Here is a 25,703-nt window from a genome sequence, read left to right on the forward strand (position 1 = left end):
CTTACTTAACTGGAACTTCCTTCATGTGGTAGGCTTCGATAACGTCGCCTTCCTTAACATCATTGTAGTTCTTAATTGTCAAACCACATTCAAAGCCCATCTTAACTTCCTTAGCATCATCTTTGAAACGCTTCAGGGAGCCCAGTTCACCTTCGTAGACAACTACACCGTCGCGAATTAGGCGAACCTTCGCGTCCCGGGTAACCTTACCAGAGACAACCATCCCCCCGGCGATCGTTCCAATCTTGGAAGCCTTGTAGAGTTGACGTACTTCAACTTGACCCAGTACTTCTTCTTCGTAGACTGGTTCTAGCATCCCCTTCATGGCATCTTCAACTTCTGCAATGGCGTTGTAGATAACCCGGTGTAAGCGAATGTCAATGCTGTTAGATTCGGCTTCTGACTTGGCTAGTGGCGTTGGCCGAACATTAAACCCAATGATGATAGCATTAGATGCTTCGGCCAGGGTAACGTCGGATTCAGAAATTGCCCCAACGGCCTTGTGAATAATGTCAACACGAACCCCATCAACCTGGATCTTTTGCAGACTCTGAGCAAGGGCTTCGACGGACCCTTGGACGTCAGCCTTGATAATAATCGGCAGGGACTTCATTTCCCCCTTCTTCATCGTGTCAAAGAGGTTGTCCAAGGTTACGTGACTAGTCTGGCGCCGCTTTTCGTCCTCGGCACGCTTAGCACGTTCTTCACCGGCAGCCCGGGCCGTTTTTTCGTCGTCAAAGACAACAAAATGATCTCCGGCTTCCGGAACCCCGTTGAGCCCAGTAATTTCTACTGGTGTTGACGGTGAAGCATCCTTGATCCGGCGTCCGTTTTCGTTGGTCATCGTCCGTACCCGACCAAAGGTGTCCCCAACAACAATTGGGTCACCAACGTGAAGTGTCCCCTGTTGAACCAAGAGGGTGGCAACAGATCCTTTCCCATGGTCCAGACGGGCTTCAACAACCGCTCCGGCCGCATTTTGGTCCGGATTAGCCTTTAATTCCATCACTTCGGCTTGCAGAAGAATCATATCGAGCAGTTCGTCGATGTTCTTGCCGAACTTGGCGGAAACCTTAACATAAATCGTGTCCCCGCCCCAATCTTCAGGAATTAAGCCGTATTCAGTCAGCTGTTCCGTCACGTGATCTGGGTTAGCACCTGGCTTATCAATCTTGTTAACCACAACGATGATCGGGGTCCCAGCAGCCTTGGCGTGGTTAATGGCTTCAATTGTCTGTGGCATTACCCCGTCATCGGCGGCTACAACTAAGACCGTGATGTCGGTGATGTTAGCTCCCCGCGCCCGCATTTCAGTGAAGGCAGCGTGTCCTGGGGTATCCAGGAAGGTAATCAACTTATCGTTGTATTTAACCTGGTAGGCCCCGATTGCCTGAGTGATTCCCCCGGCTTCGCCTTCGGTAACGTGAGAATGACGAATCTTATCCAGAAGCGTGGTCTTCCCGTGGTCAACGTGTCCCATAACCGTTACAACCGGTGGCCGGCTCTCAAGGTTAGCGTCGTTGTTAATCCGTTCGTCAAAGAAGTGGTCTAAATCGGCCACGTCGACTTGAACCTTTTCCTTGGCTTCGATGCCATAATCGGCTGCCAGGATCTCAATCGTATCCGCATCCAGGGATTGGTTTTGGTTAACCATTACACCCAGCATGAAGAGTTTCTTGATAATTTCGGCTGGAGAGCGGTGTAATACCTTCCCCAGGTCTTGAGCGTTCATCCCATCCGTATATTCAAGAACCTCTGGCAACGGCCGATCCTTACGTTGGGTTGGTGCCTTTGGAGCCGTATCACGTAAGCGTTGGTTATGGTTGTTACGATTCTTCTTCTTATTTTTTTTACCGTTTTTGAACCAGTGAGCGCCCTGTCCCTGGCTGTTGTTATTGTTTCGGCCACCCTGCTTATTACGCTTAGCTTGGCTATTGTTACCATTACCGTTATTGCTGTTGCGCTGGTTATGGTTGTTATTACCACCATTACTGTGGTTAGCCCGGTTACCGTTGTGGCTCCCCTGATTATTTTGTTCCCCGTGGCGCTTATTGTCCGCGTGAGCTTGGTTAGCTGGCTTGGAAGCCACCTTTTGTTTGGAAGCTTTTTGTTCCTTAGCCGGTCCCTTTGCAAGGGAACGTAATTTGTTTGCTTCGTCAGTTGTAACGGAAGACATATGGGTCTTAACGTCCATCCCTTCCTTTTTAGCTACGTTAACCAGGTCCCTGCTTGGCATATTGAGCTCTTTAGCTAATTCATAGATTCTTTCTTTGGCCATACGCTCACTCTCCCTCATTTAGTTTAGTTATTAATTGATGGATTTTCTTCGCAAAACCTGCCCCGGTAACCCCAATAATTGTACGGGCCTGTCCAATTGACTGGCTAATCTCAAACCGTGAGAAGTCATTGACTACTTCCACACCATAGCTTTGGCACTTATCATTGATCTTTTTTCCGGTCGAACTCCCAACATCGCTAGCGATGAAGACCAACTTTAATTGCCCCTTTTGGATCGCCGTTAGGACCGTCCCTTCGCCGGTTACCAATTGACCGGCACGACGGGCTAGGCCGAGAAGGTTTAAAATTTGCTGACGCTGATTAACCATTTTTTCCAAACAGCTCTTGGCGGGCTTGCTGGTGATCAGCGTACTTAATCAACTCATCATAGAATTCGTCAGTGAGCGTTACCCCGAAGGCCTTATCAAAGGTCCGTTCCTTTTTTGCCCGTTGTGCAATATCCACGCTCACAGCAACATAGGCTCCACGCCCTGGTTTCTTCCCAGTTGGATCAAGTGAAACTTCATTTTCCCTATTCTTGACAACCCGGATTAGTTGCCGTTTAGGTACCATTTCTCCGGTCACGATATCCTTACGCATCGGTATTTTTTTCTTTTTCAACATTTTTTCACCCCGTTGCTTTTTTTGATAAGGACTTAGACTAGTTTTCGTCTTCGAAGATGTCGTCTTCATCATCTTCTTGAACCGGTGCTGCTGAATCAGTTTCAATTGGCTTGACAATCTCAACTGGTGTATCAAAAACTTCAGTATCCTCTTCTTCAGCACTGGCTTCAGCTTCTGAGGTCGACTTGATGTCGATCTTGTAGCCGGTTAGTTGGGCAGCAAGCCGGACGTTTTGTCCGCGCTTACCAATCGCTAGTGATAATTGATCATCCGGTACGATTACCGTACAACCACGGTGAATTCGTTCTTCATGCTCACGTCCGTTTTCGTCAATGCCGGCCGGTTCATCAACTTCACCGTTATTTTTATCAAAGAGAATCCCCTCCACTTCGGCTGGGTTCAGCGCGTTGCGGATAAATTCTTCTGGTGCTTCTTCATACTTAACGATATCAATGTTTTCGCCGCCCAACTGGTTGACAATGGCTTGAACTCGGGAACCACGTGGTCCAACACAAGTCCCCACCGGATCGATATTTTCATCGCGGGAGAAGACGGCCACTTTGGCCCGGTCACCGGCTTCGCGGACGATTCCCCGAACTTCAACAATCCCCTCTTGAATTTCAGGAACTTCTTTTTCAAAGAGGCGCTTAAGTAGGTCTGGGCTGGTCCGGGAAACGAACACAAGCGGGCCACGGGAACCACTCTTATCATTGACCCGGGTAACATAAACCTGGATCCGGTCGTGAACCCGGTAGTGTTCATTTGGCATTTGATCGCGCTTGTTCATGGCTGCTTCAACCCCGTCGCCGAGATCAACATAAATGTAACGATCGTCTTCGCGTGACACTTCCCCCTCTACTAAATCATCCTTTAACTTGTTGTACTTGTCAAAGATGATGTTTCGTTCTTCATCACGCAGCTTTTGTAAAACAACGCTTTTAGCGGTTTGGGCCGCCAGGCGTCCGAAGTTTCGTGGCGTAACTTCTTCCTTGAAAAGGTCCCCTAATTCATAGCCCCGGTTAACCTTAAGTGCATCTTCTAAGGAGACTTCCTCGACCGGGTTGGTCACTTCTTCAACCACCGTCTTGGCAGCCAGAACGGTAAACTTACCAGTCCGGTCGTTGATTTCGACTTCGACGTTGGCCGAGTTGTCTTCGTAATTCTTTTGGTAAGCGTTGGCCAGGGCATCCTTTAAGGCCTCAATGATGACTTCCTTTTTGATCCCCTTTTCCTTTTCAAGGATGTCCATTGCATCAAGTAATTCTACTTGGTCTTTCTTGCTCATTCTTTCGACTCCTTCAACTCTTAAAATTTAATCGCTAGGCGGGCCTTGGCAACCTTGGCACGCGGGATTACTACTTGCTTTTGGCGAGTTTTATCCATGTATTCAATGGTTAACTCTTCTGGGTTTAATTGGCGAAGGTAACCTTCGTAGACCTTACGTCCGTCAATCCGTTGGTACAATGACACGTTTACGTATTGGTCAAGGGCCCGTTGGTAATCAACTTCTCGCTTTAAGGGCCGCTCAGCTCCCGGTGAAGAGACCTCCAGGAAGTAGGCCTGAGGGATTGGGTCCGGATCAGCAGCGTCCAGTTGTTCACTTAACTGATCGCTTACGATCGCACAATCCTCCAGCGTAATACCGCCCTCTTTATCGATGTACACCCGTAAATACCAGCTTTTGGCTTCCTGAACGAATTCCACTTCATAAAGTTCGAAATTGTGTTCCGAAAGAATGGGTTCCACCAGTGCCGTGACAGTCTCGACTACGGTTTTATTACTCATTTCGTCACCTCCCGCTTCATTGCAATAAAAAGAGTGAGCATCTCTGCTCACCCCCTCAACGAGTTATTTCAATTAATAATATACCATTCTTTGCCCGTTCTGACAAGCTTAGTACCCATTCCTTACCGTTAAGCATCTAAACTTTATCGCTTTTTATTGATTAACCCGATCGGCACCCCTTAAATTGGAGCCCGGTTTACAGCATATCAAACAGTGATAGCTGATTTTTGTCCGGGAGCCCATCTAGGACGTGGTTGGCGGACATAAACTCAATTAGGGTCTTAGAAACCTTCCCCCGTTCGGATAGGTCCTGCTTAGATAAGAAGGGCTTTTCTTCCCGGGCAGCTACAATCTGCTTGGCCACGCTGACCCCCAGCCCCGGAACGGCCCGGAACGGGGCAATCAAAGTATCACCGTCAATCAGCCAGTCAGTGGCATCAGAGCAATCAATATCAACCATCTTGAACTTAAAGCCCCGCTCCAACATTTCATTGGCTAATTCTAGAATCGTTAAAAGCGACTTTTCCTTGGCACTGGCATCATTACCTTTACTAGTGATTGCCTTCATGGCTTGCTTAACAGCATCCTTCCCGTGACTCATGGCCACGACATCAAAATCGTCAGCCCGGACGGAGAAGAAGGCGGCGTAATAAACCAGTGGAAAGTATACCTTGAAGTAGGCGATTCGCAGGGCCATTAGGACATAGGCGGCTGCGTGGGCCCGTGGGAACATGTACTTGATCTTCAGACATGAATCCAGGTACCACTGTGGAACCCCGACTTCGGTCATCTTTTCCTGCCATTCCTCGGGGATCCCCTTTCCCTTACGGACATGTTCCATGACCTGGAAGGAGGTCTCCGAATCAAGGCCATAGTGGATCAAGTCGGTCATGATGTTATCCCGGCACCCAATCACGTTAGCAATCGTAGCGGTGCCGTTTTTGATTAACTCCTGGGCATTATCCAGCCACACCCCGGTTCCATGGGATAAGCCAGAAATTTGGAGTAGCTGGGAATAGTTCTTTGGGTGGGTATCCTCCAGCATTCCCCGTACGAAACGGGTCCCAAATTCCGGCAACCCCAACGTCCCGGTCTTAGAGTAGATTTGTTCTTCAGTCACTCCAAGGGCGTCGGGACTGGAAAAGAGGCTCATCACGCCTGGGTCATCCATCGGGATCGACTGCGGGTCGATCCCCGACAAGTCCTGGAGAGCCCGAATCATGGTCGGGTCATCATGACCCAGGATATCCATCTTCAAGATGTTATCGTGAATTGAGTGAAAGTCAAAGTGGGTCGTTTCCCAGGCTGCGGTCTGATCGTCAGCTGGGTACTGAACCGGCGTAAAGTCATAAATCTCCATGTCATCCGGCACAATAATGATCCCGGCTGGGTGCTGACCGGTTGTCCGTTTGACCCCCGTTGCCCCGCTGGCCAGCCGGTCCTCTTCGGCCCCTCGGAACTGAACTTCTTTGTCGCGTTCATAGGCCTTCACGTATCCGTAGGCCGTCTTGTCAGCTACCGTTCCAATTGTACCGGCCCGGTAAACATTATTTTCACCGAACAAAACCTTCATGTAATTGTGGGCGATCGGCTGATAGTCTCCCGAGAAGTTCAAATCAATATCGGGAACCTTATTTCCCTTAAAGCCCAAGAAGGTTTGGAAGGGGATATCGTGGCCATCCCCGATCATCAGGGTCCCACACTGGGGGCACTTTTTGTCTGGCAAGTCAAAGCCCGAGGAGTACTCCCCCTTGGTGTAAAAGTGAGAATACTGACATTTTGGGCACCGGTAGTGCGGCGGTAGGGGGTTAACCTCGGTAATCCCGGATAAGGTGGCAACCACACTCGAGCCAACCGACCCCCGGGACCCGACGAGGTACCCGTCCTTGGTCGACTTAGCTACCAGGCGCTGAGCGATCAGGTAGTGCACGGAGAATCCATTGGAAACGATCGAATTAAGCTCTAACTCGACCCGGTCCTTAACCAGTTTTGGCAGGGGATCGCCGTACCACTCCTTGGCCGTCGTCCAGGTCCGATCTTGGATCTCCTGTTCGGCACCTTCCATGTGCGGTGGGTACAAGCCGGCCTTAACCGGGCGAATCCCGTCGTCAACCATCTCGACAATCAAGTGGGTGTTATCAACGACAATTCGCTTAGCCACGTCCGGAGCTAGGAAGTTAAAGAGCTCTAGCATCTCGTCGGTAGTCCGGAAGTGAACGTCAGGGCGCTGCGTCCGATTCAAGGGGTTCGCGCCACCTTGAGAGTTGATCAAAATCTTGCGGTAAATGGCATCTTCAGGATTGATATAGTGGACATCCCCCGTTGCCACGACCGGTTTATTAAGGGCGTCGCCGAGTTTAACCATGTTCTTAATGACGTCTTCTAATTGGGCTTGATCAGTGATGACCCCGCTTTCCAGCAGTGGAGCGTAATTTGGCTTCGGCTGGACCTCTAAGTAATCGTAAAAGGCCGCCAGTCGCTTAGCCTCACCGTACCCCTTTTGCACCATCGCCGTGAAGACTTCCCCATCGGCACAGGCGGTCCCCAATAAAAGTCCCTCACGGTGACTAGCTAATACCGAGCGTGGAATCCGGGGAACCCGGGCGAAGTACTCGACGTTAGACAAAGAAACCAATTTGTAAAGGTTTTTTAGCCCGGCCTGAGTAGCGGCCAGGATTGTGACGTGAAATGGCCGGGCATGCCGGTAAGCCCCGTTATCAGTCATGTGCTTATTTAAGTCATCGACGTAGGTGACCCCATAACGTTTCTCGGCATCCTTTAAAAAGATGTGCAAGAGGTGTCCCGTGGCCTCTGAGTCATAAGAAGCCAAGTGGTGGTGCTCCAAAGAGACTTTGAACCGCTTGCTCAAAGTATTCAAACGGTACCCGCGTAACTTAGGGTACAAAAAGCGGGCCAGCGGTAAGGTGTCGATCACCGGCTGGGCAATCTGCCCCATTCCGTGACGTTCGTAAGCTACATTCATGAAGCCCATATCGAAGGAAACGTTATGTCCGGCTAAGAGTGCCCCCTTAGCAAAGTCATCAAAGAGCTTTAAGACCTCTTCTTCGGTCTTGGAACCCTGGACCATGTCATCAGTGATTGAGGTTAAAGCAGTGGTCTGTTCCGACAGGTGGAAGCCCGGGTCGATAAATTCATCAAAGTGGGCTAAGACCTCGCCGTCTTGCATTTTAACCGCCGATACCTGGATGATGCGGTCGTAAATCGCAGATAACCCCGTGGTTTCAATATCGAAGATTACGTAGGGCTGTCCTTTTAGTTTTGCGTGATTTTCGTTATAAACTAAAGGCACCCCATCGTCAACCACGTTCGCCTCAACACCGTAAAGCATTTTGATTTTACTCTGGCCTTTTTTACTATCGTAAGAGGAGCTAAAGGCTTCTGGGAAGCCCTGCAGGCCGGCGTGATCAGTGATGGCAATTGCCGAATGCCCCCACTTAATAGCCTGTTTAACGTATTCACCAATCGTGTTGGTAGCGTCCATCGTCGACATGGTGGTGTGCAGGTGCAGCTCCACCCGTTTTTCCCCTTCTGGGGCCCGATCCTGACGCTGTTGGTGAGAAACCTCGTTGATATCACGGGCATTGATCACTAAATCGCGCATGTAGGTGTCTTCTTGGACTGAACCACGGACCTTAACCCACATCCCCTTTTCAAGGGCGGCGAACTGAGCCTTATCATTCCCCCGGTTGTCAGCAAATTTCTTGACCGAAAACGAAGAGGTATAGTCCGTAATCTCCATAATCAATAGCTGCCGATCGGAACGTAATTCCTTAATTTCCTTGGCAAAAACGTACCCTTCGACCACAACGCTACGTTCTTCTTCGGTGATCGTCGCCATTTGAGCTACTTCTTCTTTGGGGTTAATCTGCCGACCAATTATGACCGGCCCCTCGATAGCGGCGGTACTTGCTTGTTGCTGCTGCTTTTGCTTGGCCTGTTCAATCTGTGCCCGGGCCTGCTTAACCAGTTCTTCATCGGCCTTCTTTTGTTTAGCCTTTAGTTCCTCAATCTTCGCCTGGGAAGCCGACTGGTCGACCAGGGTATGAATATGAAAGGGAGCAAAACCCAGTTGCTGATAACATTCCTCAATTTTGCCCAATAACTTGGTGGCAAAAATCTGTTCCACTGCTTCATTTTCCATTAGCAGATTGACCCGACCGTCATCGATTTCCGGGGTCGTCTTCAAACAGATTTCTTGTGCCATCGGTGAATTACCAGCCACCATCCGAACCACATAAGCCCAGTAGTCCCCCAGTAAGTGTTGATCAAGTTCCGTTTCTTCTGAGGTCAGGACAAACTTCACCCGCGCCTTGGCAAGTTGGTGAAAGGAAACCGCCGTCTTCTGCTCCAATTGGGTATAAACGGCTAGTGGTAATACCTTGGGCAGGTGTAAGTGAATCTCCCACACCCGTGACTGCTGGTGAACAACCACTTGTTTTATCTCACCCCCGGTTAAACGGGGGTCGGTAAAGCCAATTTGCTCCAGTAGCTTTTCAAACTGTTCCTGTTTGTTTAAGGCCACAAAATCCCTCCTCAGTTTGTATCTTTCCATCAGGGCGTTGTTCTTTCAAACATTTGTTCGTAAGTCCGATTCTAACACCTTCCCAAAAATTTGCAATAAATAGTAAAAGTGGCCGGTGTTACACCAGAGCCACTCACTTACTCGTTATTCTGCACCCTGTTCTTGTTTCAAAAGGATTGCAATGTTCGTTGCCAACTCTTCCTTATGAACTTCCAGGGTTTCGCCAGTCTTGCGGATCTTAATTTCAACGATCCCTTCACCAGCCTTCTTCCCAACCGTCACCCGGATTGGGACTCCAATCAAGTCGGCGTCGGCAAATTTAACTCCGGCTCGCTCCTTACGATCATCCAAAAGGACTTCGTAACCGGCTTCTTCCAGGCTAGCCGTTAATTCTTCAGCCATCGCCATTTGGTCTTCCTTCTTCGCGTTAACTGGAATCACGTGAACGTCAAACGGTGCCACAGCTTGAGGCCAAACCAACCCATTTTCGTCTGCGTTTTGTTCCGAAATAGCTGAAAGGAGGCGGGAAACCCCAATCCCATATGATCCCATGATCATTGGTACTTCACGCCCATTTTGGTCTAGAACCGTGGCCCCTAAGACCTCAGAGTAGTGGGTTCCCAGCTTAAAGATGTGACCTATTTCGATCCCGTTAGTGAACTTGATTGGCAAACCGTCCGGCGCCGTTTCGCCCTCTTGGACCGTCCGGAAATCACCGAACTGGTCAACCTTAAAGTCACGGTCAAAGTTGGCGTTAATGTAGTGGTAGCCATCGTCGTTTGCTCCCATGGCCATGTTAACCATCCCTTGCAGGTGTTGATCGGCTAGAACCATCACTTCTTCGCCAACCCCAACCGGTCCTAGTGAACCAGGGTGAGCATTAAGGTACTTTTCAGTATCTTCTTCGGTCGCCATCGTCAAGTCTTCACACCCCAGGTATGAGGAGACCTTGGTTTCGTTGACCTCGTCGTTACCCCGCATTAGAACCATTACCGGCTTGATCTCTTCGCCCTCAAACTTAGCCAAGAAGAACATGCTCTTTAAGATTTGGGAAGCTTCCAGGCCTAAACTTTCGGCAGCTTCGTCAACCGTGTGGGCCCCCGGGGTAGCCATCTTGGTCAATTCACCAGGTTCGCCAATTTGGTTAACCGGGGTAAACTTCGTGGTTGCCTTTTCGAGGTTAGCTGCGTAATCACCGTCCGTGTAGGCGATGATGTCCTCCCCAATGGCGGCTGGTGCGGAGAATTCCTGGGAGTTCTTCCCCCCCATCGTCCCGGAGTCAGCTAAGATCACCTTGTAGTCTAAGCCGATCCGATCAAAGATGTTACGATAGGCCTTGGCCTGCAGGTTATAAGCTTGGTCTAAGCCTGCTTGATCAGCGGAGAAGGAGTAACCATCCAGCATTTCAAATTCCTTCCCCCGCAGAATTCCGTAACGTGGTCGATCTTCGTCACGGTACTTGTCTTGAAGCTGGTAAACCACCAACGGTAGCTTTTTGTAGGAGTGAACGCTGTCACGCAGGATGGATGTGAAGGTTTCTTCGTGGGTCGGCCCCAAAATGAAGTCGCGTTCGCGCCGGTCCTTTAACTTAAAGAGGTTGTCCCCGTATGCTTCGTAACGCCCTGATTCCCGCCACAGGTCGGCTGGTAAGAGGCCCGGCATCATCATTTCAACGGCCCCCGCCTTATCCATTTCCTCGCGGATAATCCGTTCAATCTTCTTAATCACCCGGTACGCTAGCGGCAGGTAAGCCCAAACCCCAGCCGAGACTTGGTAAATGTAACCTGCCCGGACCATCATCTTGTGAGATAAGACTTCGGCATCAGCCGGGGCCTCCTTTTGGGTTGGGATTAGCATCCGTGACTGTTTCATAAATTGATTTCTCCTTCTTCTTAATGAATTTTATTTAATGAATGAAGTAGCGCTGAATATCGTTGTAGGTTACCAAGATCATCAGCACCATTAAAAGGGCGAATCCGGCCAGATTCAAGATCCCCTCCACCTTTTCGGGAATCGGCCGACGAATAATCCCTTCAATAATATTTAAAAGCAACTTGCCCCCATCAAGGGCGGGAATCGGAATTAGGTTTACGATCCCCAAGTTGATAGAAAGCATTGCTAAAAAGCTTAAAACCCCGTTTAGTCCTAACGAGGTGGCCTGAGAAGTCCCGGCGTAAATCGCCACGGGGCCCCCAAGGTCGTTTAGGCTAAAGCCATGGGTTATCATGTGGCCCAAGACGGCAAAAATTAGGGTTCCAGCCGTGACAAATTGGTGCCAACCATAAGTGATGCGGGAAGCCGGGTCAAACTTTTCCTGCTCCCGAACCCCAATCATTCCAACCGTCTGTCCCCCCTGCTTAGTAGCCTTAGGAGTTAGTTGTGTTTGGTGGGTCTTACCATCACGTTGGTAGGTGATGGTCACCTTCTTACCCGCCTTGGGGGAGATTGCCTGGGAAATATCGGTCCAGCTATTAATCTTAGTGGACCCAACCTTAGTGATCTTATCACCACTAACCAAGCCAGCCTTCGCTGCCACCGAGTCCCTGGTAACCCCACCTAAGGTGTTGGAATTGGTCGGGATCCCCGGCAGAGTGAACCCCAAGATGATAAAGACTACCAGCGATAAGATAAAATTGTTTAACGGTCCGGCAACGTTGGTCATCATCCGGGCGGGAAGACTTGCTGACTGGAACTGAACGTCCTTTGGGGCGATGCGCACCTCCGTTCCGTCCCGTTCGATAATTGTGGCATCGTGGTCAACCTGATAGGTTTTGACGGTCTCCTCATCGTCATTTTCATAACCGGATATGGTTAGGGTATCTTCCAGGTCGCTATCAACGACCCGCAGCGGGATCCCCTCTAAGAGGGTCTCTTTTTCGCTAGCGTTAATCGTGACTACCTTGCCATTCACATCGGTCAGCAAGGTGACGGGAGTCCCGGGACGTAATTCATCTTCATCTTCGTCAGCCCCAGCTAGGCGGACATATCCCCCGAGCGGCAGGATTCGGATGGTGTACGTTGTCCCATTTGAACGCCGCCACCAAACCTTGGGGCCCATTCCGATCGAAAATTCACGCACCAAAATTCCCGCTCGCTTGGCGAAGTAGTAGTGCCCGTATTCGTGAACCAGAACAAGGATTCCAAAGACGATGATAAAAGTGATGATGGTTATGATCAAAGAATCACTCCCTTCTGCTCCGCTAGATAATCCCTAACAGGGCCATAGCTGGTAAGACAAGAAGCATGGAATCAAAACGGTCTAAGATTCCCCCGTGTCCTGGCAGGATTTTTCCGGAATCCTTAACGCCGTAGTAACGCTTCAGCGCCGATTCTACAAGATCGCCAAACTGACCCAAAATTGATAGCAAGAGGGTCAGGACAATCATCACTGCCAGGTTATTGTAGCCCACCGGCAAGAAGATCAGGTAGATCGTCAAAATCACCGTTGCCGCAATGGTCCCTAAAATAGAACCTTCCCAGGTCTTGTTAGGACTCACGTTTGGCGCTAACTTATGCTTGCCAAATTTACGTCCAAATAGATAGGCCCCCGAGTCGGTCAACCACACAATCAGCATCCCGTATAAAAGGGTTTGAAGGTTAACCGCCCGAGCAACCGTCAGAGTATTGAAGCCCATTCCAATGTAAAGCATCCCCAGAGCTAAGACCCCGGCGTCGTCAAAGTTAAACCGCTGCTTTCGGATGACAGTGTGCAAAAGTAATAGAATCACCATCATGTAAACTAGGGTTAAGCGCCCAATTTGGCCTGGTAAAAAGTCTAACCAGGTTTGGGGCACGATCATAGCCGCCACTCCCAGATAGGAAACAATGGCCTCAAAGGAGATTAGGAACATCTTCTTCATCAAGAGCAACTCGCCCATTCCCACCATTCCAAGGACGATGGCTACTAGCATCAGCGGCCAGCTACCAACAACAATTAGTGGGATAAAGACAATTAAGGCGATCACCGCCGTAATAATCCGTGTTTTCAAGTAAGTTACCTCGTTTCTACTTATTCTTTAGGCCACCGAAGCGCCGGTGGCGTGATTGAAAGACTGCTAAGGCCTGCTTAAGCGACTCACCGTCAAAGTCCGGCCAATGTTCGTCAACGAAGACAAACTCGCTGTAAGCTGCCTGCCAAAGCATGAAGTTACTGAGTCGTTCCTCGCCACTGGTCCGGATGATCACTTCTGGATCTGCGAATTGACCAAGTGACGCCGTCATCATTTCCTGTGAAATGAACTCTTCGGTAATTGCTTCTGGTGCTAAGGCGCCGGCTGCTACCTGTTTGGCAATTTTTTGAGTTGCCCGGACGATCTCATCACGACTACCGTAGTTTAAGGCGAAGTTTAAAATCATCCCCGTACAATTCTTAGTGGCATCTAAGGCCCCTTGGACCGCATTTTGCGTCCCGTCTGGGAGTTTGGCGGTGTCCCCCATCACCATGACCCGGACATTATGAGCCACAAGGTCCGGTACAAAGGTGTTGAAAAAGCGAATTGGAAGTTGCATTAAGAACTTAACTTCTGCGGTGGGACGCTTCCAGTTCTCCGTTGAAAAGGCGTACAGGGTCAATACCTTGATCCCCAGGTCGCTTGCGGCGATCGTTACCTTTTTAACCGTCTGCATCCCCTGCTGGTGTCCTGCAACCCGCGGGAGGTGCCGTGACTGGGCCCACCGCCCGTTACCATCCATAATAATGGCCACGTGGTGCGGAACTCGCTGCCGATCCAAATGCGGTTGGCCAGCCAGCTCCACTTGTTTTTGTGAATCCATCTTCATTCTCCATTTCAGAAAATTTTCGCATCATCAACATCTTACCAGATATTCGAGCGTCCGACTACTAACCTTGCCCCGTTAACAAAAAAAGCCCGCCGGCCAACCCCGTGGTTAGCTGGCGAGCAAGAACTAGTTAACCTTCTAACAGTTCCTTTTCTTTGTCAGCAGCGATCTGTTCCAAATTCTTGATCCCAGCATCAGTTACATCTTGAACCTGCTTTTCAAGGTCGTGGAATTCATCATCATTGAAATCGCCATTCTTATTCCCCTTCTTTAGGTCGTCCATCGCTTCCCGACGAACGTTACGAACGGCAACCTTGGCCTTCTCCATTTCAGCCTTCACGTCCTTAACAAGTTCCTTACGGCGTTCCTCGGTCAGTTGTGGAACAATCAGCCGAATTGTTTCTCCGTCGTTTTGTGGCGTGAGGCCCAGGTTAGATTCATAAATGGCCCGTTCAATGTCCTTTAAGGTTGTCTTATCGTATGGCGATACCAGGAGTTGGCGTGCTTCCGGAATCGTGATCGAGGCCATTTGGTTGAGCGGCGTCGGGGCACCGTAGTATTCAACCATCACGGAGTTCAGCAGACTTGCGTTGGCCCGACCAGCCCGGATATCAGCCAGGGTGCGCTTTAGAGCATCCCCGGACTTGGCCATCTTATCCTTTGCTTCTGCCAGAATTTCTTTTCCAGTCATTATTTTTCCCCCTCAATCGTGGTCCCAATCTTATCACCGCGAACCACTTTCAAAATGTTACCAGGCGTGTTTAGGTTAAAGACGACCAATGGAATGTCATTATCCATTGAAAGGGTTGAAGCCGTGGAGTCCATAACGTTTAAACCTTTTTCAATAATATCCATGTGCGTCAAGTGTTCGAACTTAACTGCCGAATTGTCCTTATTCGGGTCAGCAGAGTAAACCCCGTCAACCCCATTTTTGGCCATCAGAATGGCGTCCGCGTTAACTTCGGCTGCCCGTAAAGCCGCCGTGGTATCCGTTGAGAAGTACGGGCTCCCCGTTCCCCCAGCAAAGATGACAATCCGGTTCTTTTCAAGGTGCCGAATTGCTTTGCGCCGGATGTATGGTTCGGCAATTTGACGCATCTCAATGGAGGTTTGAACTCGGGTTGGGACCCCAATCCCTTCCAAGGCATCTTGAAGGGAAAGGGCGTTCATAATTGTCCCCAGCATCCCAATGTAATCGGCCTGGGCGCGTTCCATCCCTAACTTTTCACCAGTGATTCCGCGCCACATATTCCCACCGCCGACAACGATCGCTACTTGGACCCCTAAGCTGTAAACTTCCTTAAGCTCCTTTGCAACCGTCTTTAATTCAGGGGGATTAATCCCAAAACCTTGGTCCCCAGCAAGGGCTTCCCCACTTAACTTCAATACAACCCGCTTATACTTTACGTCTGCCATTCCATATCCTCCTGGTCTGTTTTCGTTTTTTCGCACAAAGGGACGTACGAAAATGTACGCCCCCCAATCAACCAAAAATTACTTATTCAGTTGTTCTTTGATTTCTTCAGCCAGGTTAGTTTGCTTCTTTTCAATTCCTTCCCCAACTTCGTAACGGATGAAGGACTTGAGCTTGCCATCCTTGGAAGCAACGTACTTTTCAACCGTCAGGTCTGGATCCTTAACAAAGTCTTGGTCTGCTAAGCAGATTTGAGAAAGGAACTTGTTTAAGCGACCTTCCACGATCTTATCAACGATGTTGGCTGGCTTGCCTTCGTTCAGGGTTTCTTCCTTGAAGATGGCCCGTTCGTGAGCAAGGCGTTCGTCAGAAACTTCGCTGCGGTCCAGGAATTCTGGGTTAACAGCAGCAACGTGCATTGCAACGTCCTTAGCAGTTACTTCATCAGCACCTTCAACAACCGTTAAGGCAGCGATCCGGCCACCTTGGTGCAGGTAAGCACCAAAGTTTTCATTATCGTTCTTTTCAACGATTGTGAAGCGACGAAGGCTAACCTTTTCACCGGTCTTTTGGGTGGTTGCGATCAGGTCGTCGTTTAACGTTCCGTTAGCCGTCTTTAATTCAAGGGCGGCTTCAACGTCAGCCGGCTTGTTATCAACGATCAGGTTAGCAACATCCTTCAAAACAGCCTTGAACGGGTCAGAAGCAGCCACAAAGTCAGTTTCGGAGTTTAATTCAACAATCGCAGCGGTGTTACCCTTAACCACGATGTCTGTTAAACCTTCCGCCGCAATCCGGTCACTCTTCTTAGCAGCCTTGGCAATCCCCTTTTCACGGAGGTAGTCCATCGCCTTATCCATGTCACCTTCGCTAGCAACTAAGGCTTTCTTGGCGTCCATAATCCCGGCACCAGACTTCTTGCGCAGTTCCATAACTTGCTTTGCACTAATTTCAGCCATCAGTATCTCTCCTTAATTTTCAAAAAAGGCTGCTTTGCACTCAGGCCAGATAGGTCCTTTTGCAAAACAGCCCAAGTATTAGCTAATTTGTTAGTCGTTACCTTCGACGCTGTTCTTCAAGTCCTTTAAGGATTCTGCAGAAACTTCTTCTTGAACGTCTTCAGTAGGTGCTACTTGTTGGTCGTCTTCACCCTGCTTACCTTCGATAACGGCATCAGCCATCTTAGCAGTGATCAAACGAACGGCACGAATAGCGTCATCGTTAGACGGAATAATTACGTCGATGTCGTCTGGGTCGGTGTTCGTGTCGACCATGGCAACGATCGGGATGTGGAGCTTTTGAGCTTCCTTAACCGCAATTTGTTCTTTGTGCGGGTCCACAATGTACAATACATCCGGAATCCGTGGCATATCTTCAATCCCGCCCAAGAAGCGTTCGAGCTTTTCGCGTTGCTTAGTTAAAACAGCAACTTCCTTCTTCGGCAGACGGTCAAAGGTGCCATCTTCAGACATCTTCTTAAGTTCCTTAAGACGGTTAATCCGGGATTGAATCGTCTTCCAGTTGGTTAAGGTACCACCTAACCAACGGTGGTTAACGTAGTATTGACCGGCACGCGTAGCTTCTTCTTCGATAGAATCTTGCGCTTGCTTCTTCGTACCAACAAAGAGAACCACACCACCGTCAGCAGCTACGTCCTTGACGTAGTTGTAAGCGGAATCGATCATCTTAACGGTCTTTTGAAGATCGATAATGTAAATTCCGTTCCGTTCAGTGAAGATGAATGGCTTCATCTTCGGGTTCCAACGACGAGTTTGGTGACCGAAGTGGACACCGGCTTCAAGCAATTGCTTCATGCTAACAACAGGCATAAATAATCCCTCCAAATAGTTTTTTCCTCCCCATTCACTCACACGGCTTAGGCACCAATTGGCACTTCCCAAACCATCATGAATGGGTGTGAATTGTGAATTTAACACCGAAAGATATTATACCGAATTAAAGCCATTTGAGCAAGGGTTAAATTAGCAACGCCCCGCAAGTTTAATTGGGCTGACGCCGTGGGCAATTAGGTATGCTTCCTTTTGCTGACGCGACAGGTGTTTAAAGGCATACTCAGCCTTAAGGGCGCTCCTCTTATCATCGAAACATTCTTGGTATAAAAGGGTCAGGGGATGCCGTTTTTTCACCCGGGTGTACTTAGCGCCCTTCCCCGCTTGGTGGGTGGCTAGGCGTTTCTTTACATCGTTAGTAAAACCACAGTACAGGGTTTGGTCAGCGCACAAGAGGACGTACAGGTAATAGTTCTTACTCATAGAGGGCCTTCTTCATCGCCGGCGTGTAAGTACCATCTTGGTTGGCCACCAAAAAGCCTGGTAATACCTTGGTTCCTCCCGGTTTACCATCCTTAATTACTTCAATTAAGACCATGTTGGCCTCCGAACCCGGTTTAGGGTAAACAAACTGAATCCGTTTTGGCTCGAGTCGGTGGCTGGCCAGGGTGGCTAAAATTTCCGTTAGCCGGACGGGACGGTGAACCAAGTAGCCGTGACCGTTCATCTTCAAGAGGCCACTCATCCGATCACACACCGTCTCTAGATCAATGGTCAATTCGTGCCTAGCAGTGGCCAAGTACTGGTTAGGATTCTTTTGACTAGTCGGCTCATCCTTAAAGTACGGCGGGTTACAGACCACCACGTCGGCTCGATCCTTTTCAATAAACTGGTAGACGTTTTTAACGTCGCCATTGACCACCTGATAGCGCTCGTCCAGTCCGTTTAACTGCACCGAACGCTTGGCCATGTCGGCCAGTCGAGCTTGAAGCTCAACTTCCACAATCCGACCGGCAAAACGACGGTTCAGGAAAAGCCCCACCGCCCCATTCCCAGCACAAAGGTCAACCAAAAGGGCGCGCCGCTTTTGACTCGGCCGCACAAAATCAGCTAGCAAAACGGCATCCAAGGAGAAGGCAAATACCTCGCTGGACTGGATGATTTGTACCCCTTGACTCGACAGCTGGTCAATCCGTTCTCCAGCCCTTAATTCAACTTTTCGTTCCATACTTACCCCTTCCATTTGAATCTGGCTTGCATGTTGGCGAATTCTTCTTCATACTATAAATCGATATCAGATATTAAATTTAGCTTAAATAAAGGTGAATGACAAATGTTGTATAGTTTTTTAGTCCACTTCTTTGGTCCCCTAATTTCTCTTTTTAACGGGCGTCAGCTAGTTGTTAATAAGGAGAACCTTCCGGAGGGTAACTACGTCTTGGTGGCACCCCACCGGAGCTGGATGGACCCTGTTTTTTTGGCCTTAGCCGTCTTCCCTAAGAAACTAGGGTTCATGGCTAAAGAGGAGCTCTTTAAAGGTAAGTTAGCCAGCTACTTCTTGCGCAAATTAAATGCCTTTCCCGTCAACCGTAAGAACCCGGGCCCCTCGGTAATTAAAAAGCCGGTCACAATGTTAAAGAAAACCGACCTTTCAACCATCATTTTCCCATCTGGGTCCCGCTACTCTTCGAAGTTAAAAGGCGGCGCCGTTATGATTGCTAAAATGGCGGGAGTTCCCTTAGTCCCAGCGGTCTACCAAGGCCCCCTTTTGTTTAAGGACATCTTTACGCGCCAAAAACGGAAGATCGCGATTGGCAAGCCGATTTACATCGACCGCAAGATGCGCCTAACGGAGGAAAACATGGCCCAAGTTGAACAGGAACTCCAGGCTGCCTTTGATGCTTTGGATAAGCAACTCGACCCCAACTACCACTACGTTATTCCGCAAAAACCAACCAAATAAAAAAGATCGACCAACAGCGGTCGATCTTTTTTATTTACGATTAGCACGCTTGGCCTGGTTCTTCATGGTCTGCATCATTTGGTGCAGCTTCCGATCGGATGGCTTTTGCCCCATTTGAAGCATCATCGTCCGAAGCATGTCTTCAGAGATAGGCGGGTTGTTACGAAGGTAGTTTTCCATGTAACGACGAGCCCCGAAGAAGCCAATGACTGCCCCAACCAGGATCCCAAGGATTACTAAAGCAATAGTAAGACCCACGGTGATTCCCCCCTTAATTATCAATAATGTCAATTATTACACAATCCAGCGGGATTGACCAACCATTTTTAGGCTAATCGTCACGTAATCCCTTCTTGCGCTGAATCTTACGAACTTTTTCCGGCGTAACTTCCTTACCATTCTTATCGAAAATCTGCATCATTTCGATGTTACTACGGAAGGACGCCCGAAAGTTCTTAAGGTATTGATCACGGAGGCGTTTGCGTTCTGCCTTTTCCGCCGTCGTTAGCCCCTCTTCTTTATTCTTGTGGGCTAATTCGTTAATCCGTTTTAATAGACGGTCTTGTTCTGGTGATTCTGCCATTTTGGCACCTCTTTTTATTCCTTATTCCTTGAACAGTCTACCCAATTAAGACCGGCATTTCAAGTTTGACCCCCGTTTCGAACGTACGTTTTACAAACACTCGTTCAATATGTTAAAATTATACAATAAAGGTCGCATTAATACGGAGGTACTCAAGATGCCAAGGAATTCCACAAATAAACAGATGGCCGTGCTTAATTTTATCCATAAACAGGTCGCCGCCCACGGTTACCCACCAACCGTTCGCGAAATTTGCGGAGCCGTTGGTCTGTCATCAACATCAACCGTCCACGGCCACATCAACCGCTTAATCAAAAAGGGTTACCTACAAAAAGATCCATCCAAACCACGGGCCTTAGAAATTACGCCAGCGGGGATGGAAGTTCTTGGGATTACCCCAAAACAAACCAAAATCCCCTTACTTGGGGTGGTAGCAGCCGGTGAACCAATTCTAGCCGTCCAAGACGCCACCGACTTCTTTCCAATCCCACCGTCGATCCCAGATCACGATGACCTCTTCATGCTAACGATCCAGGGAACCTCAATGATTAACATCGGTATTTTAAACGGTGACAAGGTTATCGTGCGCCGCCAGGAAACAGCCAATAACGGCGATATCGTTATTGCAATGACTAATGAAAACGAAGCTACCTGCAAGCGTTTCTACAAGGAGCAGGGACACATCCGCTTACAACCAGAAAACGACACCATGGACCCAATCATCCTCGATGATGTTACTATCCTCGGTAAAGTTGTCGGCCTCTTCCGCGATGATATCTTCTAAAATCTAAAACACCCCCAAGTACTACTCACCATTGGTGTGAAGTGCTTAGGGGCGTTTTATTATTAATTGTTAGTCTTCATTTAAGTCAACGTACTGGCGTTGATGATTCTTTTGTCCCGCTAGGATAAAACGTTGTCCGTCCGTTGGTGTTTCAAAGGTTACATCTTCTTCCTTCAACCCTAGTTGAGCATTGAAGTTTTTTTCATACGTTGCTAGGTCAACCCGCTTGCGAGCAGCTAGTTGTTCACTTAAGTCCCCCAAGCCCGCTTGATAACCTGACTGAAGAATGCCGGCGTAAAACTCACCCTCCGAACCTGAGCCATAGGAGAACAGGCCAATTCGTTCACCAGGCTGAACGTCACCGTTAACGAGTAACGACATCAATCCCAAGTACAGCGAACCAGTGTAGAGGTTCCCAACTTGACGACAAGCAGCTTGCTCCGCCTTTAAGTTCGCTCGCATCCGGGTTGCAATCGTATCGTCCCGTTCACCTAATTCGGCCTCCAGGGCCTTCTTGCCCATCTTAGTAAACGGCAGGTGGAAGGCCAGGGCCGTAAAATCAGCTAACGTTTGACCAGTCAGTTGCTGATAACGCGTCCAGGTTTGCTTGAAAAAGTCAATGTAAACATTGGTTGAATACTTACCGTCAACCATCGCCTCTTCAGAATACAACGGACGCCAGAAATCCATCACGTCCTTAGCATAGGCCACGCTGGTTTCTTCAATTGCAAGCACCCGAGGGTTAGCGGTGATTAACATCGCAACCGCCCCAGCCCCCTGGGTCACTTCCCCACCCGTGTTCAGACCGTACCTGGCAACATCACTTGCGATCACCAACACCTTCTCCTGTGGCTTTAAGGCAACCAGACCGCGAGCAAACTGGATTGCTGCCGTAGCCGAGTAACATGCTTCCTTAATCTCAACGGCGCGGGTAAAGTCATTGAGTTTCAAGAGACGTTTAACGTAAATCGCCGTAGCCTTAGAATTATCGATTCCCGATTCGGTTGCCACAATAATTGTTGACACCTGGTCTCTTTCCTCGTTTGTTAGAAGTTTTTCTCCGGCAGCTGCCGCTAAGGTCACCACGTCTTGGGTCGGTGGCACAACCGCCTGGCGGTCCTGGCCAATCCCAATTAAGTACTTGTTTGGATCCTCTCCACGTCCCTGGGCAAGGTCTTCCATTGTTAAGTAGTATGGTGTTGTTGCGAAGGCTAATTTATCAATCCCGATTTTCACAGTCAAACCCCCATTATCAATTTGATATCGGCGCCCCATTCTTGGCTACCAGTAATTTATAACCCTAGAAATGCTATCACGGTTGGGGTCCCCACGCAAGAATGGTCACCCAGTACTTGATTTGCCAATTGATAAACATAACGGCGTTCTACTGTTCAATTAAAAGGGGGTAAATTTAGTCAACTGACCAACTAAATGAAATCCCTGAATTAATCGTAGCTTTATTACTGCCCCTGCTCTTATCGACAAATTCCCAAGCTTAGTCGTGCCTGGCGACTCATCCGCTCTATCGTCCAGGCTGGCTCCCACACCAATTCAACGTTAACGTACTTGATCTCTGGCACGGTAATTAGTGTCTGAGTAACCTCACGGCGCAAGATGCCCTGCAGGGAACACCCCATCATGGTCAGGGTCATCGATAACTGGCAGAGGCCATCCTCACCGAGCTCAATCCCATTGATCAGCCCTAAGTTGACCACGTCGATCCCTAGTTCAGGGTCAATTACCGTGGCTAGGGCATCCATAATTTCAGTCTGAATTCGTTCGGGAGTTCTCATGACTCTAATTCCTTTCCAAAGATTTTTAACTTAATTTGCTGACCAGTTGGCGTGTCAGCTAGGCCCCCGAGGCCGGTTTCGCGTAACTCAACTGGCATTTGGCGTCCAATCTTATCCATCGCTTCTATCACTTCGTCAGCGGGAACCACTGAAGTACATCCCGCCAAGGCCAGGTCGGCAGCGATCAGGGCGTTACCTGCCCCAGTAGCGTTGCGGTTGACACAGGGGACCTCAACCAGGCCAGCAAGTGGGTCGCAGACCAGTCCCAAAAGGTTGCTCATGGCAATGGCCAGGGCATGGGCTGATTGCTGGGGAGTGCCTCCGGCTACTTCGACGGCCGCTGCGGCCCCCATTGCACTAGCTGAACCCACTTCAGCTTGGCACCCCCCTGAAGCCCCCGCAATGCTAGCCTTATTGGCAATAATCATTCCCATTCCCCCGGCCGTAAATAAGAAACGAACCATCTGTTCTTCGGTTAGGTTTAGACGATCCCTCAGGGCAAACAAAATTCCTGGCAGGGTCCCCGAAGACCCAGCGGTAGGGGTGGCACAGATAACCCCCATGGCGGCATTGACTTCGTTGGTAGCGATGGCCCCTTCCACGGCAGCCATCATTGCATCCCCCGCTAATGTTCGGTGGTTCTTTCGGTAAGCCTTGATTTTAACCGCTTGCCCACCTGTCAAACCAGTTGCTGAATGAACTCCCTGCCCGCTGGTTCCACGCTCAACTGCGGCCTTCATCGTCGCCAAGTTCTTTTTCATCCGGTTGAAGATCTGTTCCCGTGACTGCCCACTAGACTGGATTTCCTGGTTAATGATTACCTCAGATAGGGGAAGCTCCTGCTCGGTAGCGGCGGTAACCAGTTTTTGAATTGATTTAAACATTAGCCTTCCTCCAAACAAATAACCCCTGGATAATTATCCACTAAGTACTGGCGCATTTCGTCACGTAGGTAGTTTTTTAAGTCAAAAACCCAGATTGTCGACGTTGGGCTAACCAGGCGCTGCTGTTGAATAAACGGGGCCTTCCACTCCAGGTCGTTGACCAGTAACTGTCCCCTTTTTTGACTGGTTTGATCGGCAACCGATGCTTGGTAAATTACAATTGGAAGGGGACCTGACGGTTGTACTACCATCCCATCAAGAACCAGCTGGCGCACCTCAATAACCCCGCCGCCGACTGAACACCCCGCTACCTGGACGACTCGATCGTCACCAATCAACTCTAAGATGGCCGTGTTAGGGTGACCAATCGGACTTGGCCCAACTTGCTCTTTAAAATCAATTACCATCCCAGTCCGGGCAGCAATTTCGCGAGAAGTTGGCACCATGGGGTCGGCAGGGTCCATCTCTAACAACCCGGCGGCAATCGCGTAGTCAGTTCCGTGCCCCTGATGTGTCTGAGCAAAGGATTCGTAGTAGTTAACTATCGCCCGTCGAGGTACCTGACCCAGTACCTGCCGGGCCACACGACCAATTGCCACCGCCCCAGCTGTATGAGAACTTGACGGTCCAATCATGATCGGGCCAATTATATCAAAAACGCTTCGGTAATTTTCCGACATTCATATTTCCTCCCAACTTTTGATTTAGTATACCCCGCCCCCTTAAAGTTAGGAAAGCCCTCATAATTGTTAATGATCTCTGTAACAATAGGTACTCCCAGTAATCATTACTTGTTGTGGTTTTCTTTTTGAAAGCTAGTCCTGAAATAGTTTTATTTAACTTTTACGGACGAACTTACTATAAATTAAATAATGATAATACGCTCATCACGGAGCAAGGAAGACAAGCCCTTGCAAAACTATCTAGACGTCCTCAAGCAATTAAGCTTGGTGAGGCACGGACATGTTTGCACCATTTAGCAGGACAAGCAGGAGTTTCAATATTTGAGTGGTTTATTCAAAATAAATTAATAGAACAAGGATCCCCTATCAACTACTCTTTAACGCAAGCAGGAAGTAATGCTATGCAGCAATGGTTGGGTTATCGGTCTGATCCTAATATCAAAGTATGTTTAGATTTTTCTGAAAGAAAGTTTCACATCGGTGGAGTATTAGGAGAAAAGATATTAGAAAAGCTAATCTATGAGAGAAAATGTCAATTAACTCAAAATAGGCGGATTGTTTTTAAAAACTGACTTAAATAACTTAATGAAGGATTTTTATAAGTGACTTTTATATCAAATTTTACTTGAATCTATTGGTTGTTTTGGTGAATTGTGCTGTACCGATAACTTATTATTGATTAAAATCAATAAAAGACGCTCTAGTTAATCATAAAATTAGAGCGTCTTTTATTTGACTATCCGATTTAATTTTTCAAACCTAAAAAAAGTAGAAATTTCATTAAATTATACTGTAATATACTGAGATTCGAAATTTTAAGAATTGCATAAAATCAATCTTTTTCGCCTTAATTGACGTGTATTGAATGTCTACTTAACTTCAGTAAACACACGCTCGTACAGGAACTCCGTGTAGAACTTCAGCGGCATCTTCCCGAGAGCGTCGTTGACCTCGTTACCTCATTCAGCCTAAAGCCCGTTTGTAAGATGGCGAACTCGGACAGGAGCTTGTCCTTCTTCGTACACTAATGGTGCACATTTGACCCTTCTAAATTTTCTAATTGTGCACCAAATGTGCACCATTACTTTTGGAAATATAAGGTAATTAGAGGAAGTGAAAACCATAAAAATAACCCCAAACGCCGACATATCAGCATTTGGGGCAAAATCCTCTTGGAAATAAAAGCAAGTTAGAGGAAGTTCTAAAGGAGAGTACAGGATTTGAACCTGCGCGCCCATTCAACATGGGTTCGCCGGATTTCGAGTCCGGTGCATTACCACTCTGCCAACTCTCCATTACAACTATGTTAGTATAACATCACTCACATAGTTGTACAAGTAATTATGGATTATTAAGTTCGAAATATTAATAGGAACCAGAAGTAAAGAAAAACTCTTCATATCTGACCCGGTTTCTGGCTATAATTTACTTAAATTAACTTTCGTCAATTCCGCTAATTTAGCAATTAAGGCCTCTTGTTCAGTTTGATTATCAATTTCAGGATCATATGGAATTCGCTTAGATTGGAAATAATAATATCCCGATTCTAAAACTTCAGGATCGTTTGAAACTGCTAGTTTAATATAAGTTTTATAAGCATCATCTATACTATCTGGTGCCTTAGATCCACCAATCTTAGTTGGTACCCAACCAGGATGAATTCCATTTACAATAACTCCTGGCCATTGACGGGCAACATATTTCATCAACATCAATAATAGTTTCTTAGAAACAGAATAGTTAACGCCCTTTCCTAAATCATCAATATTAACCTGCGCCCCTTGGTCAACTACGCACCGAA

Annotated in this window: 25 protein-coding genes, 1 tRNA gene and 1 pseudogene; 3 read left to right on the top strand and 24 right to left on the bottom strand. The window is 48.4% G+C overall.

Going from position 1 to position 25,703, the window contains the following annotated elements; all coding sequences use genetic code 11:
• Window position 1: 1 nt before the first annotated feature.
• From infB to AOQ57_RS04135, 16 genes are all read right to left on the bottom strand, one after another.
• Window positions 2–2,278 carry a translation initiation factor IF-2 gene (infB, locus tag AOQ57_RS04060; protein WP_093625464.1) on the bottom strand — a complete coding sequence of 759 codons (2,277 nt, stop codon included), beginning with the start codon at window positions 2,276–2,278 and terminating at the stop codon, window positions 2–4.
• 4 nt (window positions 2,279–2,282) lie between these two features.
• Window positions 2,283–2,606, bottom strand: coding sequence for a YlxQ-related RNA-binding protein (locus AOQ57_RS04065; protein WP_093625466.1), 324 nt, complete (start codon window positions 2,604–2,606; stop codon window positions 2,283–2,285).
• Window positions 2,599–2,898, bottom strand: a complete 300-nt coding sequence (gene rnpM / locus AOQ57_RS04070; RefSeq protein ID WP_093625512.1) for an RNase P modulator RnpM — start codon at window positions 2,896–2,898, stop codon at window positions 2,599–2,601. Before rnpM ends, AOQ57_RS04065 begins: the two co-directional genes overlap by 8 nt.
• A 40-nt stretch (window positions 2,899–2,938) precedes the next feature.
• Complete coding sequence (gene nusA, locus AOQ57_RS04075) at window positions 2,939–4,186, bottom strand: transcription termination factor NusA (protein WP_093625468.1); 1,248 nt, start codon at window positions 4,184–4,186, stop codon at window positions 2,939–2,941.
• Window positions 4,187–4,206: 20 nt separating this feature from the next.
• On the bottom strand, window positions 4,207–4,686 hold the full coding sequence (rimP, locus tag AOQ57_RS04080) for a ribosome maturation factor RimP (protein WP_093625470.1): 480 nt from the start codon (window positions 4,684–4,686) through the stop codon (window positions 4,207–4,209).
• A 196-nt stretch (window positions 4,687–4,882) separates the two neighbouring features.
• Entirely contained in the window at window positions 4,883–9,229 is a 4,347-nt protein-coding gene (locus AOQ57_RS04085; RefSeq protein ID WP_093625472.1) for a PolC-type DNA polymerase III, read from the bottom strand.
• A 144-nt stretch (window positions 9,230–9,373) separates the two neighbouring features.
• Window positions 9,374–11,101, bottom strand: coding sequence for a proline--tRNA ligase (locus tag AOQ57_RS04090; RefSeq protein ID WP_093625474.1), 1,728 nt, complete (start codon window positions 11,099–11,101; stop codon window positions 9,374–9,376).
• Window positions 11,102–11,135: 34 nt separating this feature from the next.
• Window positions 11,136–12,407, bottom strand: a complete 1,272-nt coding sequence (gene rseP, locus AOQ57_RS04095) for an RIP metalloprotease RseP (protein ID WP_093625476.1) — start codon at window positions 12,405–12,407, stop codon at window positions 11,136–11,138.
• A gap of 22 nt (window positions 12,408–12,429) precedes the next feature.
• Window positions 12,430–13,218 (bottom strand): phosphatidate cytidylyltransferase, encoded by a 789-nt coding sequence (locus AOQ57_RS04100; RefSeq protein WP_093625478.1) that lies wholly within the window; start codon window positions 13,216–13,218, stop codon window positions 12,430–12,432.
• Window positions 13,219–13,234: 16 nt separating this feature from the next.
• Entirely contained in the window at window positions 13,235–14,008 is a 774-nt protein-coding gene (uppS, locus tag AOQ57_RS04105; protein WP_093625480.1) for an undecaprenyl pyrophosphate synthase, read from the bottom strand.
• A 130-nt stretch (window positions 14,009–14,138) separates the two neighbouring features.
• Window positions 14,139–14,699 (bottom strand): ribosome recycling factor, encoded by a 561-nt coding sequence (gene frr / locus AOQ57_RS04110; protein WP_167336630.1) that lies wholly within the window; start codon window positions 14,697–14,699, stop codon window positions 14,139–14,141.
• Complete coding sequence (pyrH, locus tag AOQ57_RS04115; protein WP_093625484.1) at window positions 14,699–15,424, bottom strand: UMP kinase; 726 nt, start codon at window positions 15,422–15,424, stop codon at window positions 14,699–14,701. Before pyrH ends, frr begins: the two co-directional genes overlap by 1 nt.
• A 78-nt stretch (window positions 15,425–15,502) precedes the next feature.
• Window positions 15,503–16,381 carry a translation elongation factor Ts gene (gene tsf, locus AOQ57_RS04120; protein WP_093625486.1) on the bottom strand — a complete coding sequence of 293 codons (879 nt, stop codon included), beginning with the start codon at window positions 16,379–16,381 and terminating at the stop codon, window positions 15,503–15,505.
• Between the two features lie 90 nt (window positions 16,382–16,471).
• The gene (gene rpsB, locus AOQ57_RS04125) at window positions 16,472–17,251 is read right to left on the bottom strand and encodes a 30S ribosomal protein S2 (RefSeq protein ID WP_093625488.1); all 780 of its coding nucleotides are present in this window, start codon (window positions 17,249–17,251) and stop codon (window positions 16,472–16,474) included.
• A gap of 153 nt (window positions 17,252–17,404) precedes the next feature.
• Window positions 17,405–17,695 carry a GIY-YIG nuclease family protein gene (locus AOQ57_RS04130; protein WP_093625490.1) on the bottom strand — a complete coding sequence of 97 codons (291 nt, stop codon included), beginning with the start codon at window positions 17,693–17,695 and terminating at the stop codon, window positions 17,405–17,407.
• Window positions 17,688–18,440: a tRNA1(Val) (adenine(37)-N6)-methyltransferase gene (locus AOQ57_RS04135; protein ID WP_093625492.1), complete on the bottom strand. Its 753-nt coding sequence runs from the start codon at window positions 18,438–18,440 to the stop codon at window positions 17,688–17,690. The genes AOQ57_RS04130 and AOQ57_RS04135 overlap by 8 nt, the downstream gene beginning before the upstream one ends.
• Before the next feature lie 105 nt (window positions 18,441–18,545).
• On the opposite strand from AOQ57_RS04135, the gene AOQ57_RS04140 reads away from it, so the two are divergent.
• Entirely contained in the window at window positions 18,546–19,175 is a 630-nt protein-coding gene (locus tag AOQ57_RS04140; RefSeq protein ID WP_093625494.1) for a lysophospholipid acyltransferase family protein, read from the top strand.
• A 30-nt stretch (window positions 19,176–19,205) separates the two neighbouring features.
• Here the strand turns inward: AOQ57_RS04140 and AOQ57_RS04145 are convergent, their stop codons facing one another.
• Window positions 19,206–19,433 (bottom strand): YneF family protein, encoded by a 228-nt coding sequence (locus AOQ57_RS04145; RefSeq protein WP_093625496.1) that lies wholly within the window; start codon window positions 19,431–19,433, stop codon window positions 19,206–19,208.
• A gap of 73 nt (window positions 19,434–19,506) precedes the next feature.
• Window positions 19,507–19,758: a DUF896 domain-containing protein gene (locus AOQ57_RS04150; RefSeq protein WP_093625498.1), complete on the bottom strand. Its 252-nt coding sequence runs from the start codon at window positions 19,756–19,758 to the stop codon at window positions 19,507–19,509.
• Between the two features lie 157 nt (window positions 19,759–19,915).
• Between AOQ57_RS04150 and lexA the strand changes: the two genes are divergently transcribed.
• Window positions 19,916–20,542, top strand: a complete 627-nt coding sequence (lexA, locus tag AOQ57_RS04155) for a transcriptional repressor LexA (RefSeq protein ID WP_093625500.1) — start codon at window positions 19,916–19,918, stop codon at window positions 20,540–20,542.
• Window positions 20,543–20,611: 69 nt separating this feature from the next.
• Here lexA and AOQ57_RS04160 read toward each other — a convergent pair whose 3' ends face one another.
• The 4 genes from AOQ57_RS04160 to AOQ57_RS04175 all read right to left on the bottom strand — a co-directional run bounded on the left by AOQ57_RS04160 (window position 20,612) and on the right by AOQ57_RS04175 (window position 23,899).
• Window positions 20,612–21,778: a hydroxymethylglutaryl-CoA synthase gene (locus AOQ57_RS04160; protein WP_093625502.1), complete on the bottom strand. Its 1,167-nt coding sequence runs from the start codon at window positions 21,776–21,778 to the stop codon at window positions 20,612–20,614.
• Window positions 21,779–22,017: 239 nt separating this feature from the next.
• Window positions 22,018–22,335: a metal-sulfur cluster assembly factor gene (locus AOQ57_RS04165; protein ID WP_093625504.1), complete on the bottom strand. Its 318-nt coding sequence runs from the start codon at window positions 22,333–22,335 to the stop codon at window positions 22,018–22,020.
• A complete protein-coding gene (gene sdaAA, locus AOQ57_RS04170) occupies window positions 22,332–23,219 on the bottom strand; it encodes an L-serine ammonia-lyase, iron-sulfur-dependent, subunit alpha (protein WP_093625506.1) in 888 nt (295 codons plus the stop codon). The genes AOQ57_RS04165 and sdaAA overlap by 4 nt, the downstream gene beginning before the upstream one ends.
• Window positions 23,219–23,899, bottom strand: coding sequence for a serine dehydratase beta chain (locus tag AOQ57_RS04175; protein ID WP_093625508.1), 681 nt, complete (start codon window positions 23,897–23,899; stop codon window positions 23,219–23,221). The genes sdaAA and AOQ57_RS04175 overlap by 1 nt, the downstream gene beginning before the upstream one ends.
• Window positions 23,900–24,249: 350 nt before the next feature.
• Here AOQ57_RS04175 and AOQ57_RS04180 point away from each other — a divergent pair.
• Window positions 24,250–24,508, top strand: a pseudogene (locus tag AOQ57_RS04180) (transcriptional regulator).
• A gap of 599 nt (window positions 24,509–25,107) precedes the next feature.
• On the opposite strand, the gene AOQ57_RS04185 reads toward AOQ57_RS04180, so the two are convergent.
• Together AOQ57_RS04185 and AOQ57_RS04190 are read right to left on the bottom strand one after the other, a co-directional pair.
• Window positions 25,108–25,196, bottom strand: a tRNA-Ser gene (locus AOQ57_RS04185).
• 124 nt (window positions 25,197–25,320) lie between these two features.
• Window positions 25,321–25,703 (bottom strand): Rossmann-fold NAD(P)-binding domain-containing protein (locus tag AOQ57_RS04190; protein ID WP_202812717.1); only part of this gene is annotated, 383 nt, incomplete at its 5' end.

The organism is Limosilactobacillus gorillae (assembly GCF_001293735.1).
Classification (GTDB): domain Bacteria; phylum Bacillota; class Bacilli; order Lactobacillales; family Lactobacillaceae; genus Limosilactobacillus; species Limosilactobacillus gorillae.

Excerpts from the sequence above, each read along its gene's own strand:
- pyrH (WP_093625484.1), bottom strand. The coding sequence starts at position 15,424 with ATGGCAGACGTAAAGTATAAGCGGGTTGTATTGAAGTTAAGTGGGGAA.
- tsf (WP_093625486.1), bottom strand. The coding sequence starts at position 16,381 with ATGGCTGAAATTAGTGCAAAGCAAGTTATGGAACTGCGCAAGAAGTCT.
- infB (WP_093625464.1), bottom strand. The coding sequence starts at position 2,278 with ATGGCCAAAGAAAGAATCTATGAATTAGCTAAAGAGCTCAATATGCCA.
- AOQ57_RS04090 (WP_093625474.1), bottom strand. The coding sequence starts at position 11,101 with ATGAAACAGTCACGGATGCTAATCCCAACCCAAAAGGAGGCCCCGGCT.
- rimP (WP_093625470.1), bottom strand. The coding sequence starts at position 4,686 with ATGAGTAATAAAACCGTAGTCGAGACTGTCACGGCACTGGTGGAACCC.
- AOQ57_RS04130 (WP_093625490.1), bottom strand. The coding sequence starts at position 17,695 with ATGAGTAAGAACTATTACCTGTACGTCCTCTTGTGCGCTGACCAAACC.
- nusA (WP_093625468.1), bottom strand. The coding sequence starts at position 4,186 with ATGAGCAAGAAAGACCAAGTAGAATTACTTGATGCAATGGACATCCTT.
- rpsB (WP_093625488.1), bottom strand. The coding sequence starts at position 17,251 with ATGCCTGTTGTTAGCATGAAGCAATTGCTTGAAGCCGGTGTCCACTTC.
- AOQ57_RS04165 (WP_093625504.1), bottom strand. The coding sequence starts at position 22,335 with ATGAGAACTCCCGAACGAATTCAGACTGAAATTATGGATGCCCTAGCC.
- AOQ57_RS04065 (WP_093625466.1), bottom strand. The coding sequence starts at position 2,606 with ATGGTTAATCAGCGTCAGCAAATTTTAAACCTTCTCGGCCTAGCCCGT.
- frr (WP_167336630.1), bottom strand. The coding sequence starts at position 14,699 with ATGACTGGAAAAGAAATTCTGGCAGAAGCAAAGGATAAGATGGCCAAG.
- uppS (WP_093625480.1), bottom strand. The coding sequence starts at position 14,008 with ATGAAGATGGATTCACAAAAACAAGTGGAGCTGGCTGGCCAACCGCAT.
- sdaAA (WP_093625506.1), bottom strand. The coding sequence starts at position 23,219 with ATGTTTAAATCAATTCAAAAACTGGTTACCGCCGCTACCGAGCAGGAG.
- lexA (WP_093625500.1), top strand. The coding sequence starts at position 19,916 with ATGCCAAGGAATTCCACAAATAAACAGATGGCCGTGCTTAATTTTATC.
- AOQ57_RS04175 (WP_093625508.1), bottom strand. The coding sequence starts at position 23,899 with ATGTCGGAAAATTACCGAAGCGTTTTTGATATAATTGGCCCGATCATG.
- AOQ57_RS04140 (WP_093625494.1), top strand. The coding sequence starts at position 18,546 with ATGTTGTATAGTTTTTTAGTCCACTTCTTTGGTCCCCTAATTTCTCTT.
- AOQ57_RS04135 (WP_093625492.1), bottom strand. The coding sequence starts at position 18,440 with ATGGAACGAAAAGTTGAATTAAGGGCTGGAGAACGGATTGACCAGCTG.
- AOQ57_RS04150 (WP_093625498.1), bottom strand. The coding sequence starts at position 19,758 with ATGGCAGAATCACCAGAACAAGACCGTCTATTAAAACGGATTAACGAA.